This window comes from Kribbella sp. NPDC023972 (assembly GCF_040639075.1).
Classification (GTDB): Bacteria; Actinomycetota; Actinomycetes; order Propionibacteriales; family Kribbellaceae; genus Kribbella.
In genome coordinates this window covers 1-19,164 of record NZ_JBEZZH010000021.1, presented here as the reverse complement: position 1 = coordinate 19,164, position 19,164 = coordinate 1, and the positions used below count along the sequence as shown (strand labels likewise).

The following is a 19,164-nucleotide window of genomic DNA, read 5'->3' as shown; positions in this document are numbered from 1 at the left end:
ATGGGGCCCTCGGCTCCCGCCCTTCCCTCGTCACTCCGGTCGCTGCGCTCCCTCCGCTCCTCAGTCCAGGGCGGGAGGGCCCCACGACCGTCGCTGCGCTCCCTCCGCTCCTCAGTCCAGGCCGGGAGGCCCCATGACCCACGATCACTGGACCGAGGTCAAGGTCGCCCGCGAGGCCACGCTCGCCCCGCCGGAGAAGGCGGCGGCAAAGCTGGCCGCGCAGAACAAGCTCTACGTGCGGGACCGGATCGCGCTGCTGGTCGACGAGGGCAGCTTCGTCGAGGACGCCCAGCTGGCGAACGCGCTGAACGCCGGCCTGCCCGCCGACGGCGTGGTCACCGGTCGCGCGCTGGTCGACGGACGGCCGGCGCTGATCGTCGCCAACGACCCGACCGTGAAGGCCGGGTCGTGGGGTGCCCGGACGGTGGAGAAGATCGTCCGGATCACCGAGGTGGCGATCCGGGACGAGCTGCCGGTGTTCTGGCTGATCGACTCCGCCGGCGCCCGGATCACCGACCAGGTGGACCTGTTCCCCGGCCGTCGCGGTGCCGGGCGGATCTTCCACAACCAGGTCGCACTGTCCGGCAAGGTGCCGCAGATCTGTTGCCTGTTCGGACCGTCCGCCGCCGGTGGTGCGTACATCCCGGCGTTCTGCGATCTGGTGATCATGGTCGACGGCAACGCCTCGATGTACCTGGGCTCGCCGCGGATGGCCGAGATGGTGGTCGGCGAGAAGGTGACGCTGGAGGAGATGGGCGGCGCCCGGATGCACACCAGTGTGTCGGGCTGCGGTGACCTGCTCGCGGGCGACGACGCCGAGGCGATCGAGCTGGCCAAGCAGTACTTCTCCTACCTGCCCGGTTCGTGGCAGTCGAGGCCGCCGTCGTACGACGCCTCGCCGCCGGCCCGTGACTTCACCCGGGACCTGGTGCCGGCCGAGGAGAGTGTCGGGTTCGACATCCACGACGTGATCGACGCGGTCGTCGACACGGACACGTTCTTCGAGCTCAAGCCGTCGTACGCACCGGAGCTCGTCACCGGGTTCGGGCTGCTGGCCGGGCAGGTGGTCGGGATCGTGGCGAACCAGCCGGCCGTCAAGGGTGGCGTGCTGTTCGTCGACTCGGCGGACAAGGCGGCACGGTTCATCTGGTTGTGCGACGCGTTCAACGTGCCGTTGGTGTACCTGTGCGACGTACCGGGGTTCATGATCGGCAGCGAGGTCGAGCGGGCCGGGATCATCCGGCACGGCGCGAAGATGATCACCGCGGTGTCGGAGGCCACCGTTCCGACGGTGTCGGTGATCGTGCGCAAGGCGTACGGCGCGGGGCTCTACGCGATGTGTGGACCCGGTTTCTCACCGGACGCGTGTATCGCGCTGCCGACCGCGAAGATCGCGGTGATGGGTCCGGAGGCGGCGATCAACGCCGTGTACTACAACAAGATCCAGGAGATCGCCGACGAGACCGAGCGGGTCGAGTACATCTCCCGCCTGCGTGAGGAGTACGAGACGGACATCGACATCCTCCGGCTGGCCGCCGACCTGGTCATCGACGCCATCGTCGAACCGGAAGACCTCCGCAGCGAGCTCATCGCCCGGCTGGCCGCCGCGCAGTCCAAGGACCGCCACTTCAGCACCAAACGCCACGGCGTCCCGCCGGTCTAGAGCCGGTCTCCCTCGCAGGACGTCCGCCGACTCGTCGACCCGCGGCCTCCGGCATGAGACGGATGTTTCGTGCCGTCATCGGCCGGGGCGAGCGGTTTAAAGTTGACGCAACCGTCGGAGGAGAACACGTGAGTTCGAAGGACTTCGCTGAGCGTCTTCGGGATCGGCAGAAGCTGGTCGGGTACTGGGTGGTGCTGGATGCTCCCGTCGCGACCGAGCGGATCGCACGCGTCGGGTACGACTACGTCGTACTGGACGGCCAGCACGGGCTGATCGGGTATCAGGGCTTGTTGACCGGGTTGCTGGCAGTGGACGCGGGTGCATCGCTGGGGACCGGGTCGGTCGGCCTGGTCCGCGTCGAGGCGAACCACCCGACGCCGATCGGTCGGGCGCTGGACGCCGGAGCGGCCGGGGTGATCGTGCCGTTGGTGGACAGCTCCGAGGATGTCACCCGGGCGGTGCAGGCGGCGAAGTACCCGCCGGCCGGCGTACGGTCCTACGGCCCGATGCGGTCGGCGCTGCGGGTCGGTCCGGTCCCCGCCGACGCTGACGCGGCGACCGTCGTACTGGCGATGATCGAGACGCCGCTCGGGCTGAAGAACGTGGCGGAGATCTGCGCGACCCCCGGTCTGGACGGGGTGTACGTCGGTCCGTCCGATCTCGGACTGTCCGTCGGGGCGCGATTCCCGGGTGATCCGGAGGTCGCCGGGCCGTTCGAGGAGGCGGTCGAGTTGATCGCGCGTACGGCGGAGGCGACCGGCATCGCAGCCGGGATCCACACGCCGGACGGGCAGGCGGCGCAGCGGCGGCTGAGCCAGGGCTATACGTTCGCGACGGTCGCGTCCGACCTCACCCACCTGGAGGCTGTCGCCGCCGCGCACCTCGACACCGCCCGCTCGTAGGAACACAGCGGAGCCTTCTCGGGTTACGTTCGGACAGGACCGCACACCGAGGAGGGCCTGCCATGAGGGCGCCTGAGCGAGGAGCACTGCCACTGCGGCTGGCCGCGACGCTGGGCCGGACGTACGGACGGGTGACCGAGGTCGTGCAGGGCCTGAGCGATGCCGACTTCGCCCGCCCGACCCGCTGCGAGGGGCTGTCCGTCGGCCCCCTGCTGGTTCATCTGCTGTACGACGCCCAGCGCGCGCTGGTGGGGTTTGCCAGCCCGGCCAGTGCCGTACCGGACCGGGACTTCGTCACCTACTGGCAAGACTTCCCACCGGGGTCGGGAGGCGACGACCAGTTCTACCGCGCCGTCGCGGCGGCGTACCGGAGACCGGCCGTCCTGGTGCAGCACTGGCGTGAGCTGTCCGAGGCCGCCGTCCGCGCGGCCACAGCCGGGCTGGCGGACAAGGACCGACGGGTCGAGACGCAGGGACATGTGCTGCGAGTGACCGACTTCGTCACGACGTTGGTGCTGGAGGCAACGGTCCACCACCTCGACCTGATCGTCGACCTGCCGGACGCGCCGGAGCCTGATGCCGAGGGGCTACAGGTCGCGGCGCGGACGCTGGACGGCCTGTTCGGGCCGGAGGCGTGGGACGTGATCGGCTGGGACACCACCACGTACGTGCTGAAGGCGACCGGGCGGGTTCCGCTCGACGAGGACGACCTGGACATGCTCGGCCCGTACGCGGACCGACTTCCTCTCCTCGGTTAGAGCACCCCGGCGAAGGGATCGTCGAGCTCCTGCCAGTTGAGGCTGGCGAGCTCGGACTCGGTCAGCAGACAGGCGTCCAGGATCGCCTGCAGCCGCGCCGGGTCGAGGCCCATGCCGGTGGCGACCACCGTGCACTCGGCGAGGTGCTCGGTGTCGGCCCACTCGCCGAGGGTCCCGAGCGAGGCGCTGTAGCCGGCGGACTCCCACCGCACCCGCTGCGTCGGCCGGTTGGCCAGCCAGACCACTCCACGACTCCGTACGACGCCGTCGACGATGTCCTCGAGGGCGTCGTTCAGCCGGGCCGGGTGCAGCGGCCGGGTCGACCGCCACAGCACCGTCGTGACGCCGTCCCCGCTCGGCTGCAACCGGTCCGACGCGGCGAGCTCACCGGCCCACGCCTCGGCCGCCTCGAAGTCGAAGAGCCCGGTCCGCGCGACCGGACCGGTCGGTACACCAGCCGGATCGGCCGCGACGACCGTCGTACGCGGGTTCAGATGCACCAGCAGGTTGTGCAGCCGCTCGGGCGCGGTACTGCGATGTGCGTTGGCCAGCACGCACACGTCGGCGTACTCGATCTGCCGGGCGGTCAGCTCGGCGACGTTGCGCCGGTCGGGCGGCCCGAGAGCCAGTCCACGCTCGTCCAGGAGCTCGTCACCGGAGAGTTGCTGGACCAGCAGTACGGCATCGACCACGCAGGTGACCGTGTCGACGGCGATCTCGGGCATCGTCGTCACCAACGCGCCCGCCAGCGGACGCGCCTCCATCGCCGGGGGAGCGGCCAGTACGACGTGATCCCAGTGCCGGCGCGCGACCAGGGTCTCGAGCAGCGGCAGCAGCGACTCGATCAGCTGGCAGGCGCCGCAGTCGTCGCCCACGGTGAACTCACCGGAGTCGATCGGGCCGGACGCGTCGAACACCCGCCAGGACAGCACGCCCCGCCCGGGCAGCTCGTCCTGGTCCACCACGACGGCCACGGTGGTGGGGTCCACCATCGCGTCCAGCACGGGTTCGCGGAGGGTTGCCGACAGGCCGACCAGCAGGGACAACGAGGTTTTCGGTTGGGCGGTCATGGGGCCTCCCGGCCTGGACTGAGGAGCGGAGGGAGCGAAGCGACTGCAGCGACGAGGGAAGGACGGGAGTTACAGCCCCATGACCCGCCGCGCCGGAGGCGTGGCATGAGCACGGTCATGGGGCTGAGTATATGAAAACGGTTTTCATCAGTCCAGAGCCGGGGGCTGGTGACTTTCCCGTCAGACCGGGAAATTTCCCGCCCTCCCGCGGATTCGCGCCGGCGGCTGTCGTGAGACGGCAGGCTCGTAGTTGCTGGGGTCAACTGGGCGATCATGCTCTGGACCGGAACCCGCGGCGAACCAAGCGCGCACTTGCCGTGCATTCTTCAGGCACTTCGGTGAAAACCCTGCGGGGTTTGTCTCGATCGTCTGGTAGGCAAGGGGTATGGCGATCAAGATCGGGCGGTTCAAAGGCGATTGGGACGAGCTGGTGGAGCTCGTCGACCTGGCGTTCGCCGCGCCGTGGAACGAGGCTCAGCTGGAGTCCGAGCGGCGGGTGTGGGAGCCGGAGCGGAGCATTGCCGCGACCGACGAGCAACAGCTGGTCGGGCATACCGGCGCGTTCTCACTGCGGATGACGGTGCCCGGCGCGCAGATACCGGTGGCCGGCGTGACACTGGTCGCGGTCCGGCCGACGCATCGGCGCCGCGGCATCCTCCGCGACCTGATGCGCGCCCAGCTGACGGAGATCCACGAGGGTGGCACCGAGCCGATCGCCGCGCTGACCGCGAGTGAGCCGGTCATCTACGGCCGGTTCGGGTACGGCTTGGCCTCGGACCACCAGGAGATCGTGATCCCGAAGGCCTCCCGCGAGCTGCGGCCGGTGGCCGGCGTGGACGACGTACGGATCAGGTACGTCGACGTGCGCGAGTCGCTGGCCGCGTGCGCGGCGCTGCGGAACAGGCTGGCCGCGGACCGGCCCGGGATGTTCCACCACGACGAGCGCTGGCAGGGCTACGTGAGTGCGGACAACGTGACGACGAGTCCGAGCAGTGCTTCCGCGCTGCGGTGTGTGCTCGCCGAGCGCGATGGTGAGGTGACCGGGTTCGCGCACTACCGGACCAAACGGGCGGACAAGGGGTTCGTCCAGGTCTACCGGGTCCACGCTGCGGACCTCGCGTCACATGCCGCGCTCTGGCGGTACCTGCTGGAGCCGGACCTGTTGAGCGAGACGCGGTGCGGGCAGCTCCCGTCGGACGATCCGCTGCTGGAGCTGCTGCTCGATCCCCGGGCGCCGGCGCCGATCACCCGGGACGGGCTGTGGGTCCGGCCGGTCGACGTCGGCCGGGCGCTCGCCGCCCGGACGTACGCGCGGGACATCGACGTCGTGCTGGCGGTGACAGACGACTTCCTGCCCTGGAACGCTGGTCGATGGCAGCTGGCCGGCGGACCGGACGGCGCGACGTGCGAGCCGACGTCACGGTCGGCCGACCTGACCATCGACGCACGGGAGCTGGGGGCGGTGTATCTGGGCAGGCCGTCACTGGCCCGGCTCGGCGCCGCGGGTCTGGTGGAGGAGCACACGTCCGGCGCGCTCGCGGCCGCCTCGGAAGCGTTTTCCGCGCGTCAGCTTCCGTGGCTCGACACGGGCTTCTGATCGGTTAGCCTTCCGTGATGCAGCCGAGGCGGCGGGGAGCGCTGATGCTGGCTGTCGTGCTGATGCTCGGCGTCGCGGCGGCCGGGTTCGTGGTGCTCGCGTCGGCCGGCGGCCCGGTCCGGCCGGTCAGTGAGAGCACGCTGCGCTCGACACCGCGGCCGTTGCCTACGGACACAGGCAACGAGACCGTGCAGGTGCCTACGCCGCCGCCTCCGGCGCCGCTGCGGGACGCGAAGCGAGAGCCGCTGCCGGCCTGGGTGCAAGCGCTCTGGCAGGCGGTGGTCTGGCTGGCGATCGCGGCCGTCGCGGCCCTGCTCGGGTGGTTGGTCTATCGGATCGCTCGCCAGGTCCAGGTGCCTCAGGTCGAGACCGAGGACACCGACTGGGAGCGGATGAAGGCCGACCGGCTCTCCGAGGCGATCGACATCGGGCTGGCCGGGCTCGACACCGGTACGGCCACCGACGCGGTGATCGCCTGCTGGGTCGCGCTGGAGGAGGCGGCCGCCTCGGCAGGTGTGGCTCGCGAGCCGTCGGAGACCCCGGCCGAGTTCACTGTCCGCGTCCTCGGCATCGGCGGTATCTCCGAGCCCCGGCTCATCCGCCTCGGCGAGCTCTACCGCGAGGCCCGCTACTCCACGCATGGCTCGACCGAGCAGGCTCGCGCCGAGGCCAGAGCCGCGTTGCTTCGACTGCGCGAGGAGCTGTCCGCGACTCACGCCGACAGCGGGGTGGTCGGATGACGTCGTACCAGTGGACGCCGTTGGAGGAATCGGACCGGCGCGGACCGGTGCAGCAGCCGCCGGTTCGCTCGAGGCGGCTTGACAAGGTGCTCGTGCGGCATGTCGGGGTTGCCGTGCTGGTGAGCCTGCTGCTGGTGGGAGCGTTCGGGGCGGCCGGGATGTCGCCGCGGCCGTTGTGGTTCGTCGCGACGGCGCTCGCGGTCGGGTTCGGGTCGCTGGCGATCCGGCTGATCCTGCCGCAGGTGCTGGAGACCAACTGGCCGGCCCGGCAGGACGAGAAGCTCGCCGCGCTGCGGAGCCGCAACAACGACAACCGGACCCAGTTCATCGCCACCTGGTTGCAGGAGGCCAGCCGGGAGCGCCGCGCGGGTGACGGGTCGCAGACGTTCGCGCGCCGGATCCAGCCACTGCTGCTGGAGCTGACCACCGACCGGCTGGTGCACCGGCACGGCGTCGACCCACAGCGCGAGCCGGACCGGGCCCGCGAGATCACCGGCGAACCGCTGTGGAGCCTGATCACCGGCGACGACAAGCGCACCGCGTCCTTCGACGAGCTCGAGTACGCCGTCCAGACCATCGAGAAGCTGTGAGGAACCGTGACAGACCCAGACCTGCGCCCTGGCGGACCACTCGGCCCCGGCGAAACCCCACTGGCCGGCCGGGAGGCTGGAGCCGGTGCGGCGGCCGGGCGCGAGGTTGACGCGGGCGCGGGGGCCACGGCGGGTGCGGCGGCCGGTGCCCCGGCCGGGCGCGAGGTTGACCCGGGCGCGGGGGCCACGGCAGGTGTGGCGGCTGGGCGGGCGTTGCAGGTCGGGGAGGTTTCTGCGCTCAGCCGGGAGGTGTTGGATCGGGTGAGTGAGGCGGTGGTGGGGAAGACCGGAGCGCTGGAGTTGGTGCTGGCCGGGATCCTCGCCGGCGGGCACGTGCTGCTGGAGGACTATCCAGGGCTGGCCAAAACGCTGGCCGCGCGGTCGTTCGCGCAGGCGTTGGGGCTGGAGTTCCGGCGGGTGCAGTTCACGCCGGACCTGCTGCCCTCTGATGTGACCGGCGCCTTTGTGTACGACCAGAAGGAGTCCGAGTTCGCCTTCCGGCCCGGCCCGATCTTCACCGGTCTGCTGCTCGCCGACGAGATCAACCGGACCCCGCCGAAGACGCAGGCCGCGCTGCTGGAGTCGATGCAGGAACACCAGGTCACCGTCGAGGGCCAGACCTTCCCGCTGCCCAGCCCCTTCCACGTCCTCGCGACCGCGAACCCGGTCGAGTACGAAGGCACCTACCCGCTCCCCGAAGCTCAGCTCGACCGCTTCATGCTGCGGATCGGGTTCGGCTACCCGAGCGCCGAGGAGGAGTGGGAGGTCCTGCGCCGCCGGATGAGCCGTCGCCAGGAGGACCAGACCGTCGAAGCCGTCACCGACGCGGCCGGACTGCTCGCCGCCCAGCGCGCGATCGAAACCGTCACCGTCGACGACACCGTCGGCCAGTACTGCGTCGACCTGGCCGCCGCCACCCGTCGCGACTCGCAGGTCCTCGTCGGTGCGTCGCCACGTGGGTCGCTGGCGCTGGTGCTGACGGCACGGTCGTACGCCGTCATCCAGGGCCGGGACTACGTCGTACCAGAGGATGTGAAGGCGGTCGCCGTTCCGGCGCTGGCGCATCGGATCACGGTTCGCCCCGAGCTCTGGCTGCACGAGGTGACCGGCGCGACCGTCGTACGCACAGTCCTCGGCTCGGTGCCGACTCCACCCACTGTTGTCGGCGCATCGAGATGACTCCGGAGGGAGGCTGGCAGCCGACGCACGCACAGATCCGGGCGATCTGCGCGGCGGGGTTGCTGGTGCTCGTGGCGGTGCTGGCCCGGCGGCCGGATGCCGCCGTACTCGGGCTGCCGCTGGCGTTCCTCGCGGTGTGGGGCCGGTACTTCAGGCCGCGCGAACAGCCCGAGGTGCACACCGAGCTGGACTCGGATGTGCTGTTCGAGGGACAGGCGACGACCTACCGGCTGCGGGTGGCTGGGACGCTCGATCCCGATATCGATCTGATCGTTGCGGCGTTGCCGCGGACCCAGTGGTTCCAGTACGACCCGCCGCAGGCCGCCATCGCGGAGCCGGTGAGCGATGGCGGGGTGACGCTCGAGGTCGGAGTGCGGTCGAAGCGGTGGGGCTTGCGTGGCCTGGACCGGCCGACCGTCGTCGCGACCTCGGTACTCGGTGCGTATCGCATCCCGGTGACGTCGGCCGAGGCGCTCGCCGTGACCACGCTGCCGCTGCGCGAGGGTTTCGAAGCGGTCGACGCCGTACCTCGGCCGGCCGGTCTGGTCGGGTTGCACCGGTCCCGCCGTCCTGGCGAGGGGACGGAGTTGTCCGGCGTACGGCCGTTCCGGACCGGCGACCGGCTGCGGCGGATCAACTGGGCCGTGTCCGCGCGCACCCGCGAGTTGCACGTCACCTCGACCTGGTCGGACCGCGACACCGAGGTGGTGATCCTGCTCGACACCGGCGGCGAGATCGGGGTGAGCGAAGGGATCGACGGACGGTCGAGCAGTCTGGACACCGGCGTACGGGCGGCCGCGTCGATCGCCGAGCACTACCTGCGCCACGGCGACCGGGTCCGCCTGATCGACACCGGGAACCTGGTGCGCGGCGTACGTTCCGGCAGCGGTCGCGGGCACCTGCGCCGAATCCTCGACGCCTTGGTCCACGCGGACCGCCGCGGCCGGCAGCAGGACGAGCAGCAGTTGATCCGGCGGAACCGGATCAAGTCCGACAGCCTCGTCGTGGTGCTCAGCCCGCTGCTGCGGCAGGTGATCCTCGGGTACGTCGTGACGCTCGTGCACTCGGGGTGCACGGTCATCGCCGTGGACACGCTGCCCCCGGACGTCGCCTCGGTGATCGACCTCGAGGAACACGACGTCCGCGCCTGGCCACTGGCCTGGCGCCTGCGCATGCTCGAGCGCCGCCGCGAACTCGACCGCCTCAGCGACCTGGGCGTCCCCACCGTCACGTGGCGCGGAGCCGGCACCCTCGACGAGGTCCTACGCAACGCCTCGAGACTGTCCGCAGCACCCAGGATGCGCTCATGATGCGGGCAAGGAGGACGCGCTGATGGCGCCGGTGGAGAGGGAAGCGCTCGTGACGTCCGCGGGGAGGATGCGCTCATGAACGAGCGGAGCGAGTTCATCATCAAGCACAGTCGCCCTCGTGTCTCATCGGCGCCCGGAGCGAAGCGAGGACGTCGATGAGCTTGGCGGAAAAGATCAGCCTGTGGCTCGCGCAGTTGCGGGCTTCTGGGCGGGCTGTGGTGATCGCGCGGCTGACCGTCGCCGCGGCCGGTGGGTTGGCGTTGCTGGTGTCCGCGGTGCAGCCGTGGGAACAGCTGGACCTGATCCCGCTGGTAGCGATTCCGATGCTCTTGGCAACGGTTGTGCTGCCGGATTCGCCGGCCGGGCTGCTCTTCATCGTCGCGGTCGCCGGCGGGTGGTTGATGCGGGCGCCGGGTGAGGTGAGCTGGAGCCTGGCGCTGGTCGCGATCTCCTTGCTGGTGGTGCATCTGGCGACCGCGTTCGCCGCGCAGGTCCCGTCGTACGCGCTGGTCCACCGGCAGGCGCTCCGGCGGTGGTTGTTGCCGGGGGCAATCGCTCTGCTGATCATCCCCGTTGTCGCGGTAGCCGCCGCGTTGATCCAGGGCGCCGACGTCGCGGGCTCGCTGCTCGTGACGGTCGCTGCGCTCGTGCTCGCCACCGCGACGATCTGGTTCGCGGCTGGCCAACGGCTCGTTCGAGACTAGGGTGTGTCTCCCTTTCCCTGCGTGCCTGCGTGCTGAAGCGTTGGTGGTCGGGCCACGGTGGCGTAGGTGGCGGGTGAGGAGGATCCTCACATCATGGAGATCCAGTTGCTGGACTACCGGATCCGGCACGGACAGATGGACGCATGGATCGCGGGATGGAAGTCCGGCGTCGTACCGCTGCGCGAGGAGGCGGGCTTCCAGGTGATCGGCGCGTGGGTAGATCGGGAGCACGATCGGTTCGTCTGGCTGCTTGGCTACTCCGGCGATGACGGTTTCGAGGCGGCCAACGACCGGTACTACGCCTCGCCGAAGCGAATCGACCTTTCGCCGGAACCCTCCGAACTCATCGAGGAGGCCAAGAAGGTCATGGTCGACACGGTGCTGTGATCGACCTGGAGTGGAAGAAGTCGCCGGCAACACTGACGCTGACGGCGTCTTCCGCGGCATCGGCTAGTCAACCGGGGGATGCAGGGTTGCGTTGAGCTCGTCGGCCCACGGGAGGCTGATCGCGTCCGGGCCGAGGACCTGCATGGCGGACATGACGGTGAGCAGCATGCCGGTGCTGAGGAACTCGCGGGTCTCGGCGGGGGACGCGCCGGTGACATCGCGGACCAGGCGGTAGATGCCGCCGAAGCGTTCGCGGACCACGTCGCCGATGGCGGGTTCGCCGCTGGCTGAGAAACCGTGCAGCAGGACGAGCAGCAGTTCGCGCTCGGCCATCAGTTCGTTGTAGCCGTGGCCGAGGCTGGCGAGGGTCGGCTCGCGCTCCGCGGCGTCGCGAAAGGTCTGCTCGATGGTGTCGCAGACGGTCTGCACGGCGGCCAGGAAGAGTTGCTGCTTGGTGCCGAACAGGCGGATCACGTACGGCTGCGACACCCCGGCCAGCCGGGCGATCTCGTCCGTCTTCGTGCCCGCGTACCCGGATGCACCGAATGCTTGCACTGCCGCCCGCAGGACCTCCTCGCCCCGCTCCGCCGCGGTCAGCCGAACCCTGGCTCCCATGTCTCTCCCTTCGTTCGCTTGACATGTTATCAGTCGATGCATACTTTGGTCATGAAGCTTGTTATCAGTCAATTACAACTAGGAGCTCACCATGTCGTCGCCCGCTCTCGATGAGAGGCTCGAACCCACCGCGCCACCGGCTCGCCGAGCCGGGCTGGGCGCCGTACTGACCGCGGTGGGGATCCCCACCTTCATGGTCACGCTGGACAACCTGGTCGTGACGAACGCGCTGCCGGTGATCAAGGCCGAGCTCGGCGCGTCGCTGTCCGACCTGCAGTGGTTCGTGAACGCGTACACGCTGGCCTTCGCGGCCCTCCTGCTGACCGCCGCCGCGATCGGTGACCGACTGGGCCGCCGCCGGATCTTCATTGCCGGGATCGCGCTGTTCACGCTGGCCTCGGCCGCCTGTGCGCTGGCGACCGAGCCGTGGATGCTGATCGGCGCGCGGGCGATTCAGGGCGTCGGTGCGGCGGCCGTCATGCCGTTGTCGCTGACTCTGCTGGCCGGCGCCGTGCCCGAGCGGCACCGCAGCGCCGCGATCGGCGCCTGGGGTGGCATCTCCGGTCTGGGCGTGGCGGTCGGTCCGGTCGTCGGCGGAGCAGTCGTCGACGGGCTCAACTGGCAGTGGATCTTCTGGCTGAACGTGCCGATCGGCGTCGTCGCGGTCCTGCTGGCCGCCCGGGTGCTGACCGAGTCCCGGGGTACGGCGAAGCGGCTGGACCTGGCCGGGCTCGTGCTCGCCACAGCCGGCGTACTGTCGATCGTCTGGGGTGTCGTGCACGGCGCCGACGACGGGTGGACATCGGGCGGCGTGCTCGGATCGCTGATCGCCGGTGCGGCGCTGCTGGTCGCCTTCATCGGGTGGGAGCGGCGGACCGCGGCGCCGATGCTGCCGCTGCGGTTGTTCTCGGAGCGGGCGTTCAGCGCCGTGAACGTCGTCTCGTTCACGTTCTCCGTCGGAGTGTTCGGGGCGGTGTTCCTGCTGGCGCAGTTCTTCCAGGTCGTGCAGGGGTACAGCCCGCTCGAGTCCGGCGTCCGGACGATGCCGTGGACGATGGCGCCGATGGTGGTCGCGCCGATCGCGGGGATGATCGTCGACCGGGTCGGCGCGCGCGTGCTGGTCGCGACCGGGCAGGCGTTCCTCGCGGTGGCGCTCGGCTGGATCGCCCTGATCACCACAGCCTCGACGCAGTACGGCGAACTGGTGCTGCCGTTCGTCCTTGCCGGCGTCGGGATGGGGCTGACTTTCGCCCCATCCGCGAGTGTCGTGATGGCGAGCGCGTCCGACGCCGACCGCGGTGTCGCGTCCGGCACCAACAACACCATCCGCGAGGTCGGTGTGGCGATGGGCGTCGCCGTCCTGGCCTCGGTCTTCGCCTCAGCCGGCTCGTACGAGTCCCCGGCCAGCTACGCCGACGGCCTCGTCCCCGCAGTCTGGACCGGCGCCGCCATCGTCGCCGCCGGCGCAGTCATCGCCCTCCTCCTCCCGGGCCGCCGCCGCTGAGGCTCAGGTACGACGGAAGCGGACCAACGGGTAGAGCGGGGAGCGGTAGTTGGTGCGGGGTGGGCCGGGGAAGGTGGTCGCGCCGTCCAGGGTGAGGCCGTAGCGGGCGGCTGTGGCCACCAGGTGAGAGAGGGCGTCCTGGGAGCGGGACTCGCTGGGGCCGCGGTCGTCGGCGTACCGGCTGGCGTCGGACTTCTCGGTCGTGGTGATGAAGACGCCGTCCGGGCGGAGGATCCGGGCGGCTTCGGCGATGACCGGTTCGCTGTCGTCCAGCAGGTGCAGCAGCCAGACCGCGACGACGGCGTCACAGCGGCGGTCGGCGACGGGCAGGTTGCCCGCGTCGGCCGCCGCTACATGCCCAGGCAGGCGGATCCGCGCACGCCGCAGCATCGCCGTCGACAGGTCCACCCCGTGTACGAGGTGGCCGTGGGCAACGAGTTCGGCGGCGACGATGCCGGTGCCGACGGCCAGCTCGAGCACCCGGCCACCCTTCGGCAGCAGGGAGTCGACCGCCTCGGCCGCGGCCGCCGCGCGTTCGGTTCCGCCGCGGGTGTCGTCGTACCGCGCGGCCTCGGCCTCGTCGTACTCAATCCGAGGGGAGGAGTTCCAGAGCGCCGGCCAGCTGATGCCCACCTCAGCCAGCATCCGGCGCAGCAACGGCAGAGAGACCCCGACCACGTTGTGGTAGTCGCCTTCGATCGCGGTGACGAACGGGCCGCCGAGGCCGTCGACGGTGAACGAGCCGGCCACCACCAGCGGTTCGCCGGTGGCGACGTACGCCTCGATCTCCTCGTCGGTGAGGTCGGCGAAGTACACCTTCGTCGACTCGAGCTCGCGAAGCTCCTGCTTCGAGGTGGTGTCGATCAGGCAGTGCCCGGTGTGCAGTACGCCGGTCCGCCCGCGCATCGACCGGAGTCGTTCGCGCGCGATCTCCGGCGAACCCGGCTTGCCGTAAGGCTCGCCGTCCAGCTCGAGCACCGAGTCGCAGCCGAGGACAGTCGCGTGCTCGGTCAGGCCGGCCACCACCGACCGGGCCTTCAGGGTCGCCAGCACCCGGGCGAGCTCACCCGGGCTCTCCGCGGTGACGTTGTCCTCGTCGACTCCGGAGACGATCACCTCCGGCTCGACGCCGGCGCCCCGCAACGTCTTCAGCCGCGCCGGCGACGCCGACGCGAGCACGAACCGGACGCTCACAGCTTCGCGAGGGCGCGCCGCAGCGGGTCGAGCCCGATCGAGCCGAGGTCCAGCGCGCCGGAGTGGAAGGCGCGCAGGTCGAACGCGGAGCCCTTCCGTTGTCGTGCCTCGTCCCGCGCCTGGAGCCAGATCCGTTCGCCCACCTTGTACGACGGCGCCTGCCCGGGCCAGCCGAGATAGCGGTTCAGCTCGGCGCGGAGGAACTCGGTCTCCATCCGGCAGTGCGCCCGGAGGAACTCGAAGCCGAGGTCGGCGTTCCAGCGCTCACCCGGGCGCCAGCCGAACGGGTTGTCCGGCGGGATCTCCAGCTCAAGGTGCATGCCGATGTCGACGATCACCCGGGCCGCCCGGAAGCCCTGCGCGTCCAGCATCCCGAACCGCGCTCCAGGGTCCTCGAGGTAACCCAGCTCCTCCATCAGACGTTCGGCGTACAAGGCCCAGCCCTCGCCGTGGCCGGAGACCCAGCAGGCGATCCGCTGCCATCGGTTCAGCAGGTCGGTGCGCAGCATGGTCTGCGCGCACTGGAGGTGGTGGCCGGGCACACCCTCGTGGTAGACCGTGGTGACCTCACGCCAGGTGGCGAACTCCTCGACGCCGTTCGGCACCGCCCACCACATCCGGCCCGGCCGGCTGGTCAAGTCCTCACTCGGCGGCGTGTAGTAGATCGAGCCGTCCGACGTCGGCGCGATCATGCACTGGATGGCGCGGATCTCGTCCGGGATGTCGAAGTGGGTTCCACCCAGCTCGGTCACGGCGGAGTCGGCCAGCTGCTGCATCCAGTCCCGGAACGCCTCCTTGCCGTGGATCTTGCGGGCCGGGTCGGCGTCCAGGACCGCGGCGGCCGCCTCGATACGGCGGTCACCGCCGTTCAGCTCGGCCGCGATCGCCTGCATGTCCGCCTCGATCCGGGCCAGCTCCGCCCAGCCCCAGGCGTACGTCTCCTCCAGGTCGATGGTGGCGCCGAGAAAGTTGCGGGAGGCAAGCTCATACACCTCGCGACCGCAGGCGTCCTTGTCCGGCGCCCGCGGCGCCAGCTCCGCGGTCAGCCAGCCACCGAACTGCTCGTACGCCTTCCGCGCCGACGCGGCCGCTGCCTCCACCGTCGCCTTCACCGCGCTGTCCGGGGCCTGCGCCGCGAGTCCGGCGAAGAAGTCGTCGCCGTCGGCGCCGGTCCAGCTGGCGATCCGGCCGGCCAGGTCGTTCACCTGACGCAGCGCCGACACCCGCCCCTTGGCTGCTTGCTCGAGCAGCGTCTCGCGGTAGCCGTCCAGCGTCGTACCGACCTGGTTGAGCCGGATCGCGATGGTCTCCCAGTCCTGCTCGGTCGCGGTCGGCATCAGGTCGAACACCTGCCGGATCTCCGTCGGGACGGAGGCGATCGCGTTCAGCTGGTGCTGCGGAACGCCGGCCTCGTACGACTCCAGCTCCAGCCCGAGCCGCTCCAGGAACGCGTCCTTGGCGACCTCCTCGCGCGGGCTGCCCGCCGGAGTCGCATGTGCCTCGGCGACCGAACGCCGGGTCAGCTCGATCAGCGCCTCGAAGCCGGACGGGGTGTAGTCCGGCAATTCGTGGTCGTGACCCACGATCCCCATGAACGTCGCCGCCGTCGGCGACAGAGCGACGTACTCCTCGAGGTATCGCTCGGAGAGCTGATCGATCGGGCTGTTCGGAGTGGTGGCATCGGTCACCTGGCCGACCCTACCCCGCAGGCCCCCCACTCGGCTGACCTGTTTCTGCCGATACTGTGGCCGTCGCTGTCCAACGCAGTGCTCTATTTGACGGAAGGGAACGGGGTTGAGCCAGCCACCGTTCGGCGGTCCATCGGGCCAGAATCCGCCGTATCCGCCGTATCCGCCGTACCAGCAGCCTGGGCCGCCGCAGGGTCCGCCGCCGCAGACTCCTTACGGTCCGCCACCCGGCCAGTACGGCGGGCAGCCGCAGTACACACCGGTCTCGGTCGCGCCGCAGCAGGGACAGGGGTTCGGCTGGGGGCCCAGCTTCGGGCCGCCCGGTCCCGGCGGGCCGGGTTACCAGCCCGGCTGGCAGCCGCAGCCGCCGAAGAAGAAGTCCAAGGCGCCGGCCGTCCTGGTGCTCGGTGTCCTGGCGGTGGCGATCGCCGGTGTATTCGTTCGGAGCGAGCTCGGCAAGAACGCCGACGACTACACCCCACCGGTCAGCTCGGGCCGCTACACGCCGTCCCCGACCACGACATCGGAGCCGACGCAGGAGCCCACCGACGGTCCGACCAGTACGAGCACGACAGCGCCGGAGCCGAAGGCCATCGACGTCGTCGCCAAGAACGGGCTCTACAAAGCCGGCCAGATGGCGACGACGAACTGCCGTGAGCCGCGGGTCCGCCCGACCGACACCAAGAACGCCGCCACCTACTGGGCGGCGGTCAAACCGTGCCTGGATCGGGGCTGGGCGCCGCTGGTGGCGAAGGCCGGTTACAAGTTCCGGCCGCCGCGGATGATCTACTGGTCCGGGACCAAGTACAGCTCGCCGTGTGGGGACGGCGCGGTCTCGGTGCCGTTCTACTGCCCGTCGAACCAGACGATGTACATGAAGGTCGACGTGTTCGTGAAGACCTACCTGGAGTACCCGGACGCGGAGTCGAAGGCGTACTCGCGGATGTGGTACACCCGCTCGATCGCGCACGAGTACGGTCACCACGTCCAGGAGCTCACCGGCATCCTCGAGGCCGCGCACGACCTGGAGTACGACGCCGCGTCGTACGACGACCGGTTGCGGATGAACCGGCGTACCGAGTTGCAGGCGAACTGCTTCGCCGGAGTCTTTTTGGCCGTGAACAAGCGCAGCTACCCGATCAACGGACTGATGCTGCAGGTGTGGAACAAGTGGGTCGTCACCGCCGGCGACAAGCCGAACGAGGGCACCCACGGCAGCCCGGCCAGTCAGGCCCGGTTCATGGGCCAGTCGTTCCGGACCGGCAACCCGGCCACCTGCAACACATTCAGCGCGTCGCCGAACAACGTCAGCTGATGCCGGGCGGCGCCACCTGCCGCCAGGAGTCGATCAGGATGTCGTGCAACTCGTCGGCGTCCTCGAGAGCGGCGAGGCGGGCCCGGACCCAGTTCGAGCCGGCCTCGTGCGGCGGGACCCAGAACTTCTCGGGTTCCGCCGCGATCAGCTCCGCCCGCTCCAGCCGGGGACACCGCACCGCGAACGACGTCTGGTCGTCAGGAATGGTGACGAACATCCGCCCGGCCACGTCGAAGGTCGGGTGACCCCAGCGCTCCTTCTCCACCGTTTCCGGGAAGGACAGCGCGATCCGTCGTACGTCATCGGCATCCAGCACGCTGCACACCCTAAGGTCCCCACAACCCACCGGATAACGTTCGGCTGGTGAGTGAGTACATCGACGGCGTCCGGGTGTTGCGGCACAGCGGCACGCAGAGCCACACCGACATCACTTTGACCTTCGCTGTCGGCTCTCGAGACGAGACGCTGCGCACCGTCGGAGTCGCGCACGCGCTCGAGCACCTGGTGATGCACAGCGTGCGCGGGCTGCCGATCGAGATGAATGCCGAGGTCGACCTGATGACGACGACGTTCGTCGCCTCCGGGTCGTCGGCGCGGGTCGGCGAGTTCCTGGACCGGTTGTGCCGCGCCCTCGCCGAGCCGCCGGTCGAGCGGCTGGCGTTGGAAGCGGGTGTGCTCGCGGCTGAGGACGGCCGGGTCGCGCATCCGGTCGTCGCGCAACTGCTCAACGTCCGGTACGGCGCCAAGGGTCCCGGACTGGCCTGGCTGGAGGGACCCGGGTACGACGGGCTGAAGCCGGAGCATGTCACCGCGTTCGCCCAGGCCTGGTTCGTCCCCTCGAACGCGGTGCTGCAGGTGACCGGTCCCTTGCCGGATGACTTGCAGCTCAAGCTGCCCAGCGGTTCCGCGCCGACCCGGATTCATCCCGCCGGCCGGTCGTTCGACGGCCCGACCGTGGTCGGGGAGGGCATCCCGGCCGCCGGTGTCCTGCTCACATTGCCGCCGGACAACGCCGTACGGCAGTCCACCCTGACGATCGACGTACTCCGGCACCGGGTGGAGGAGGAGTGCCGGCACGTCCGCGGGCACAGCTACGACGTCGGCGCCGATCTCGTCGCCGGCCCGGGCGGGACCAGCGACTGGGTGGTGTACGCCGAGGCGCGGGACGGCAGCGAGGCGGAGGTGTCCCGCGCCTTCGTCGAGGCGCTGACCGACCTCACCGAAAACGGTCCGACCGAGGCGGAGCTCGCCTACCAGATCGCTCGCTGGCAGGAACGGCTCGACGCCGACGAGCCCGAGCTGCGCCGTACCTTCGGCAACACGATGGGCCGCATGTTCGGCGAACCCGAGTTGGAGCCGGTGGACCGGGAGCGATTGGCCGGACTGCGGCCGTCCGAGGTTGCCGCCGTACTGAAGGCAGCGCTGCCGACGGCGATCGGCTACGCCTACGAGGACGCCGGGGAGGTGTGGGAGCAGGCAGGATTCCGTCGCGGATCGATCTGCCCGGTGACCCCGGATGTGCCGGCCGGTAAGACCTTCAAGCCGCCCTTCGCGGCCCGGGCGTTCGTCAAGGAAGCCCGCTCCATGCTCTGGGTGCGAACAGATACCGCGCTGGTACTGCGCGACGACGACGGGGTGCACGAGATCCGCTGGGACGAGATCGCCGGTGTGATGCGAACCCATGACGGCACGACCATCGTCCTGGGCCTGAACGGCTGTGCCATCCCGGTCGACCCGGACATGTTCCGCGGCGCCGCGACCCTGCTCACCGAGCTCTCCGAGCGAGTACCGCAGGACCTCTGGTTCGACGAGACGAAACTCGGCCCAGCAGACGACTAGGCCGTGTCTGACGGTCCCTCGCCTACTGCGCGGTTCCCACCTACGGCGGGCCCCACAGCTTCCGGCAGTTGCGCCTGTCCGACGTGGAACATCACCGCGATCGCGCCGA

Annotated in this window: 18 protein-coding genes; 13 read left to right on the top strand and 5 right to left on the bottom strand. The window is 70.2% G+C overall.

Annotation, left to right across the window (positions count from 1 at the left end; genetic code table 11):
- The first annotated feature begins 133 nt into the window (after positions 1–133).
- The 3 genes from AB0F43_RS37970 to AB0F43_RS37960 all read left to right on the top strand — a co-directional run bounded on the left by AB0F43_RS37970 (position 134) and on the right by AB0F43_RS37960 (position 3,323).
- Entirely contained in the window at positions 134–1,663 is a 1,530-nt protein-coding gene (locus AB0F43_RS37970; RefSeq protein WP_360488751.1) for an acyl-CoA carboxylase subunit beta, read from the top strand.
- Positions 1,664–1,791: 128 nt separating this feature from the next.
- The gene (locus tag AB0F43_RS37965) at positions 1,792–2,565 is read left to right on the top strand and encodes an aldolase/citrate lyase family protein (RefSeq protein WP_360488748.1); all 774 of its coding nucleotides are present in this window, start codon (positions 1,792–1,794) and stop codon (positions 2,563–2,565) included.
- A gap of 62 nt (positions 2,566–2,627) precedes the next feature.
- On the top strand, positions 2,628–3,323 hold the full coding sequence (locus AB0F43_RS37960) for a maleylpyruvate isomerase N-terminal domain-containing protein (protein ID WP_360488745.1): 696 nt from the start codon (positions 2,628–2,630) through the stop codon (positions 3,321–3,323).
- Here AB0F43_RS37960 and AB0F43_RS37955 read toward each other — a convergent pair.
- Complete coding sequence (locus AB0F43_RS37955; protein ID WP_360488742.1) at positions 3,320–4,393, bottom strand: GTP-binding protein; 1,074 nt, start codon at positions 4,391–4,393, stop codon at positions 3,320–3,322. The genes AB0F43_RS37960 and AB0F43_RS37955 overlap by 4 nt on opposite strands.
- A gap of 385 nt (positions 4,394–4,778) precedes the next feature.
- Between AB0F43_RS37955 and AB0F43_RS37950 the strand changes: the two genes are divergently transcribed.
- The 7 genes from AB0F43_RS37950 to AB0F43_RS37920 all read left to right on the top strand — a co-directional run bounded on the left by AB0F43_RS37950 (position 4,779) and on the right by AB0F43_RS37920 (position 10,900).
- A complete protein-coding gene (locus AB0F43_RS37950; protein WP_360488739.1) occupies positions 4,779–5,990 on the top strand; it encodes a GNAT family N-acetyltransferase in 1,212 nt (403 codons plus the stop codon).
- Positions 5,991–6,007: 17 nt separating this feature from the next.
- Positions 6,008–6,730, top strand: a complete 723-nt coding sequence (locus tag AB0F43_RS37945) for a DUF4129 domain-containing protein (protein ID WP_360488736.1) — start codon at positions 6,008–6,010, stop codon at positions 6,728–6,730.
- Positions 6,727–7,320, top strand: coding sequence for a hypothetical protein (locus AB0F43_RS37940; protein WP_360488733.1), 594 nt, complete (start codon positions 6,727–6,729; stop codon positions 7,318–7,320). The genes AB0F43_RS37945 and AB0F43_RS37940 overlap by 4 nt, the downstream gene beginning before the upstream one ends.
- A 195-nt stretch (positions 7,321–7,515) precedes the next feature.
- Positions 7,516–8,499: a MoxR family ATPase gene (locus AB0F43_RS37935; protein WP_360488754.1), complete on the top strand. Its 984-nt coding sequence runs from the start codon at positions 7,516–7,518 to the stop codon at positions 8,497–8,499.
- The gene (locus AB0F43_RS37930; RefSeq protein ID WP_360488730.1) at positions 8,496–9,809 is read left to right on the top strand and encodes a DUF58 domain-containing protein; all 1,314 of its coding nucleotides are present in this window, start codon (positions 8,496–8,498) and stop codon (positions 9,807–9,809) included. Before AB0F43_RS37935 ends, AB0F43_RS37930 begins: the two co-directional genes overlap by 4 nt.
- 155 nt (positions 9,810–9,964) lie before the next feature.
- A complete protein-coding gene (locus AB0F43_RS37925) occupies positions 9,965–10,513 on the top strand; it encodes a hypothetical protein (protein WP_360488727.1) in 549 nt (182 codons plus the stop codon).
- Between the two features lie 93 nt (positions 10,514–10,606).
- Positions 10,607–10,900 carry an NIPSNAP family protein gene (locus AB0F43_RS37920; protein ID WP_360488724.1) on the top strand — a complete coding sequence of 98 codons (294 nt, stop codon included), beginning with the start codon at positions 10,607–10,609 and terminating at the stop codon, positions 10,898–10,900.
- Positions 10,901–10,963: 63 nt separating this feature from the next.
- Here the strand turns inward: AB0F43_RS37920 and AB0F43_RS37915 are convergent, their stop codons facing one another.
- Positions 10,964–11,515, bottom strand: coding sequence for a TetR/AcrR family transcriptional regulator (locus AB0F43_RS37915; protein ID WP_360488721.1), 552 nt, complete (start codon positions 11,513–11,515; stop codon positions 10,964–10,966).
- 91 nt (positions 11,516–11,606) lie between these two features.
- On the opposite strand from AB0F43_RS37915, the gene AB0F43_RS37910 reads away from it, so the two are divergent.
- Positions 11,607–13,019 carry a DHA2 family efflux MFS transporter permease subunit gene (locus tag AB0F43_RS37910; RefSeq protein WP_360488718.1) on the top strand — a complete coding sequence of 471 codons (1,413 nt, stop codon included), beginning with the start codon at positions 11,607–11,609 and terminating at the stop codon, positions 13,017–13,019.
- Positions 13,020–13,022: 3 nt separating this feature from the next.
- Here AB0F43_RS37910 and AB0F43_RS37905 read toward each other — a convergent pair whose 3' ends face one another.
- On the bottom strand, positions 13,023–14,213 hold the full coding sequence (locus AB0F43_RS37905; RefSeq protein ID WP_360488716.1) for a Maf family nucleotide pyrophosphatase: 1,191 nt from the start codon (positions 14,211–14,213) through the stop codon (positions 13,023–13,025).
- Positions 14,210–15,901 (bottom strand): DUF885 domain-containing protein, encoded by a 1,692-nt coding sequence (locus tag AB0F43_RS37900; RefSeq protein WP_360488713.1) that lies wholly within the window; start codon positions 15,899–15,901, stop codon positions 14,210–14,212. Before AB0F43_RS37900 ends, AB0F43_RS37905 begins: the two co-directional genes overlap by 4 nt.
- 106 nt (positions 15,902–16,007) lie before the next feature.
- Here AB0F43_RS37900 and AB0F43_RS37895 point away from each other — a divergent pair, with 106 nt between their 5' ends.
- Positions 16,008–17,216 carry a neutral zinc metallopeptidase gene (locus AB0F43_RS37895; RefSeq protein ID WP_360488710.1) on the top strand — a complete coding sequence of 403 codons (1,209 nt, stop codon included), beginning with the start codon at positions 16,008–16,010 and terminating at the stop codon, positions 17,214–17,216.
- On the opposite strand, the gene AB0F43_RS37890 is transcribed toward AB0F43_RS37895, so the two are convergent.
- Complete coding sequence (locus AB0F43_RS37890; RefSeq protein ID WP_360488707.1) at positions 17,209–17,532, bottom strand: MmcQ/YjbR family DNA-binding protein; 324 nt, start codon at positions 17,530–17,532, stop codon at positions 17,209–17,211. The two genes, AB0F43_RS37895 and AB0F43_RS37890, sit on opposite strands and share 8 nt — an antisense overlap.
- Positions 17,533–17,579: 47 nt before the next feature.
- On the opposite strand from AB0F43_RS37890, the gene AB0F43_RS37885 reads away from it, so the two are divergent.
- Complete coding sequence (locus AB0F43_RS37885) at positions 17,580–19,055, top strand: insulinase family protein (RefSeq protein ID WP_360488704.1); 1,476 nt, start codon at positions 17,580–17,582, stop codon at positions 19,053–19,055.
- Positions 19,056–19,164: the final 109 nt, after the last annotated feature.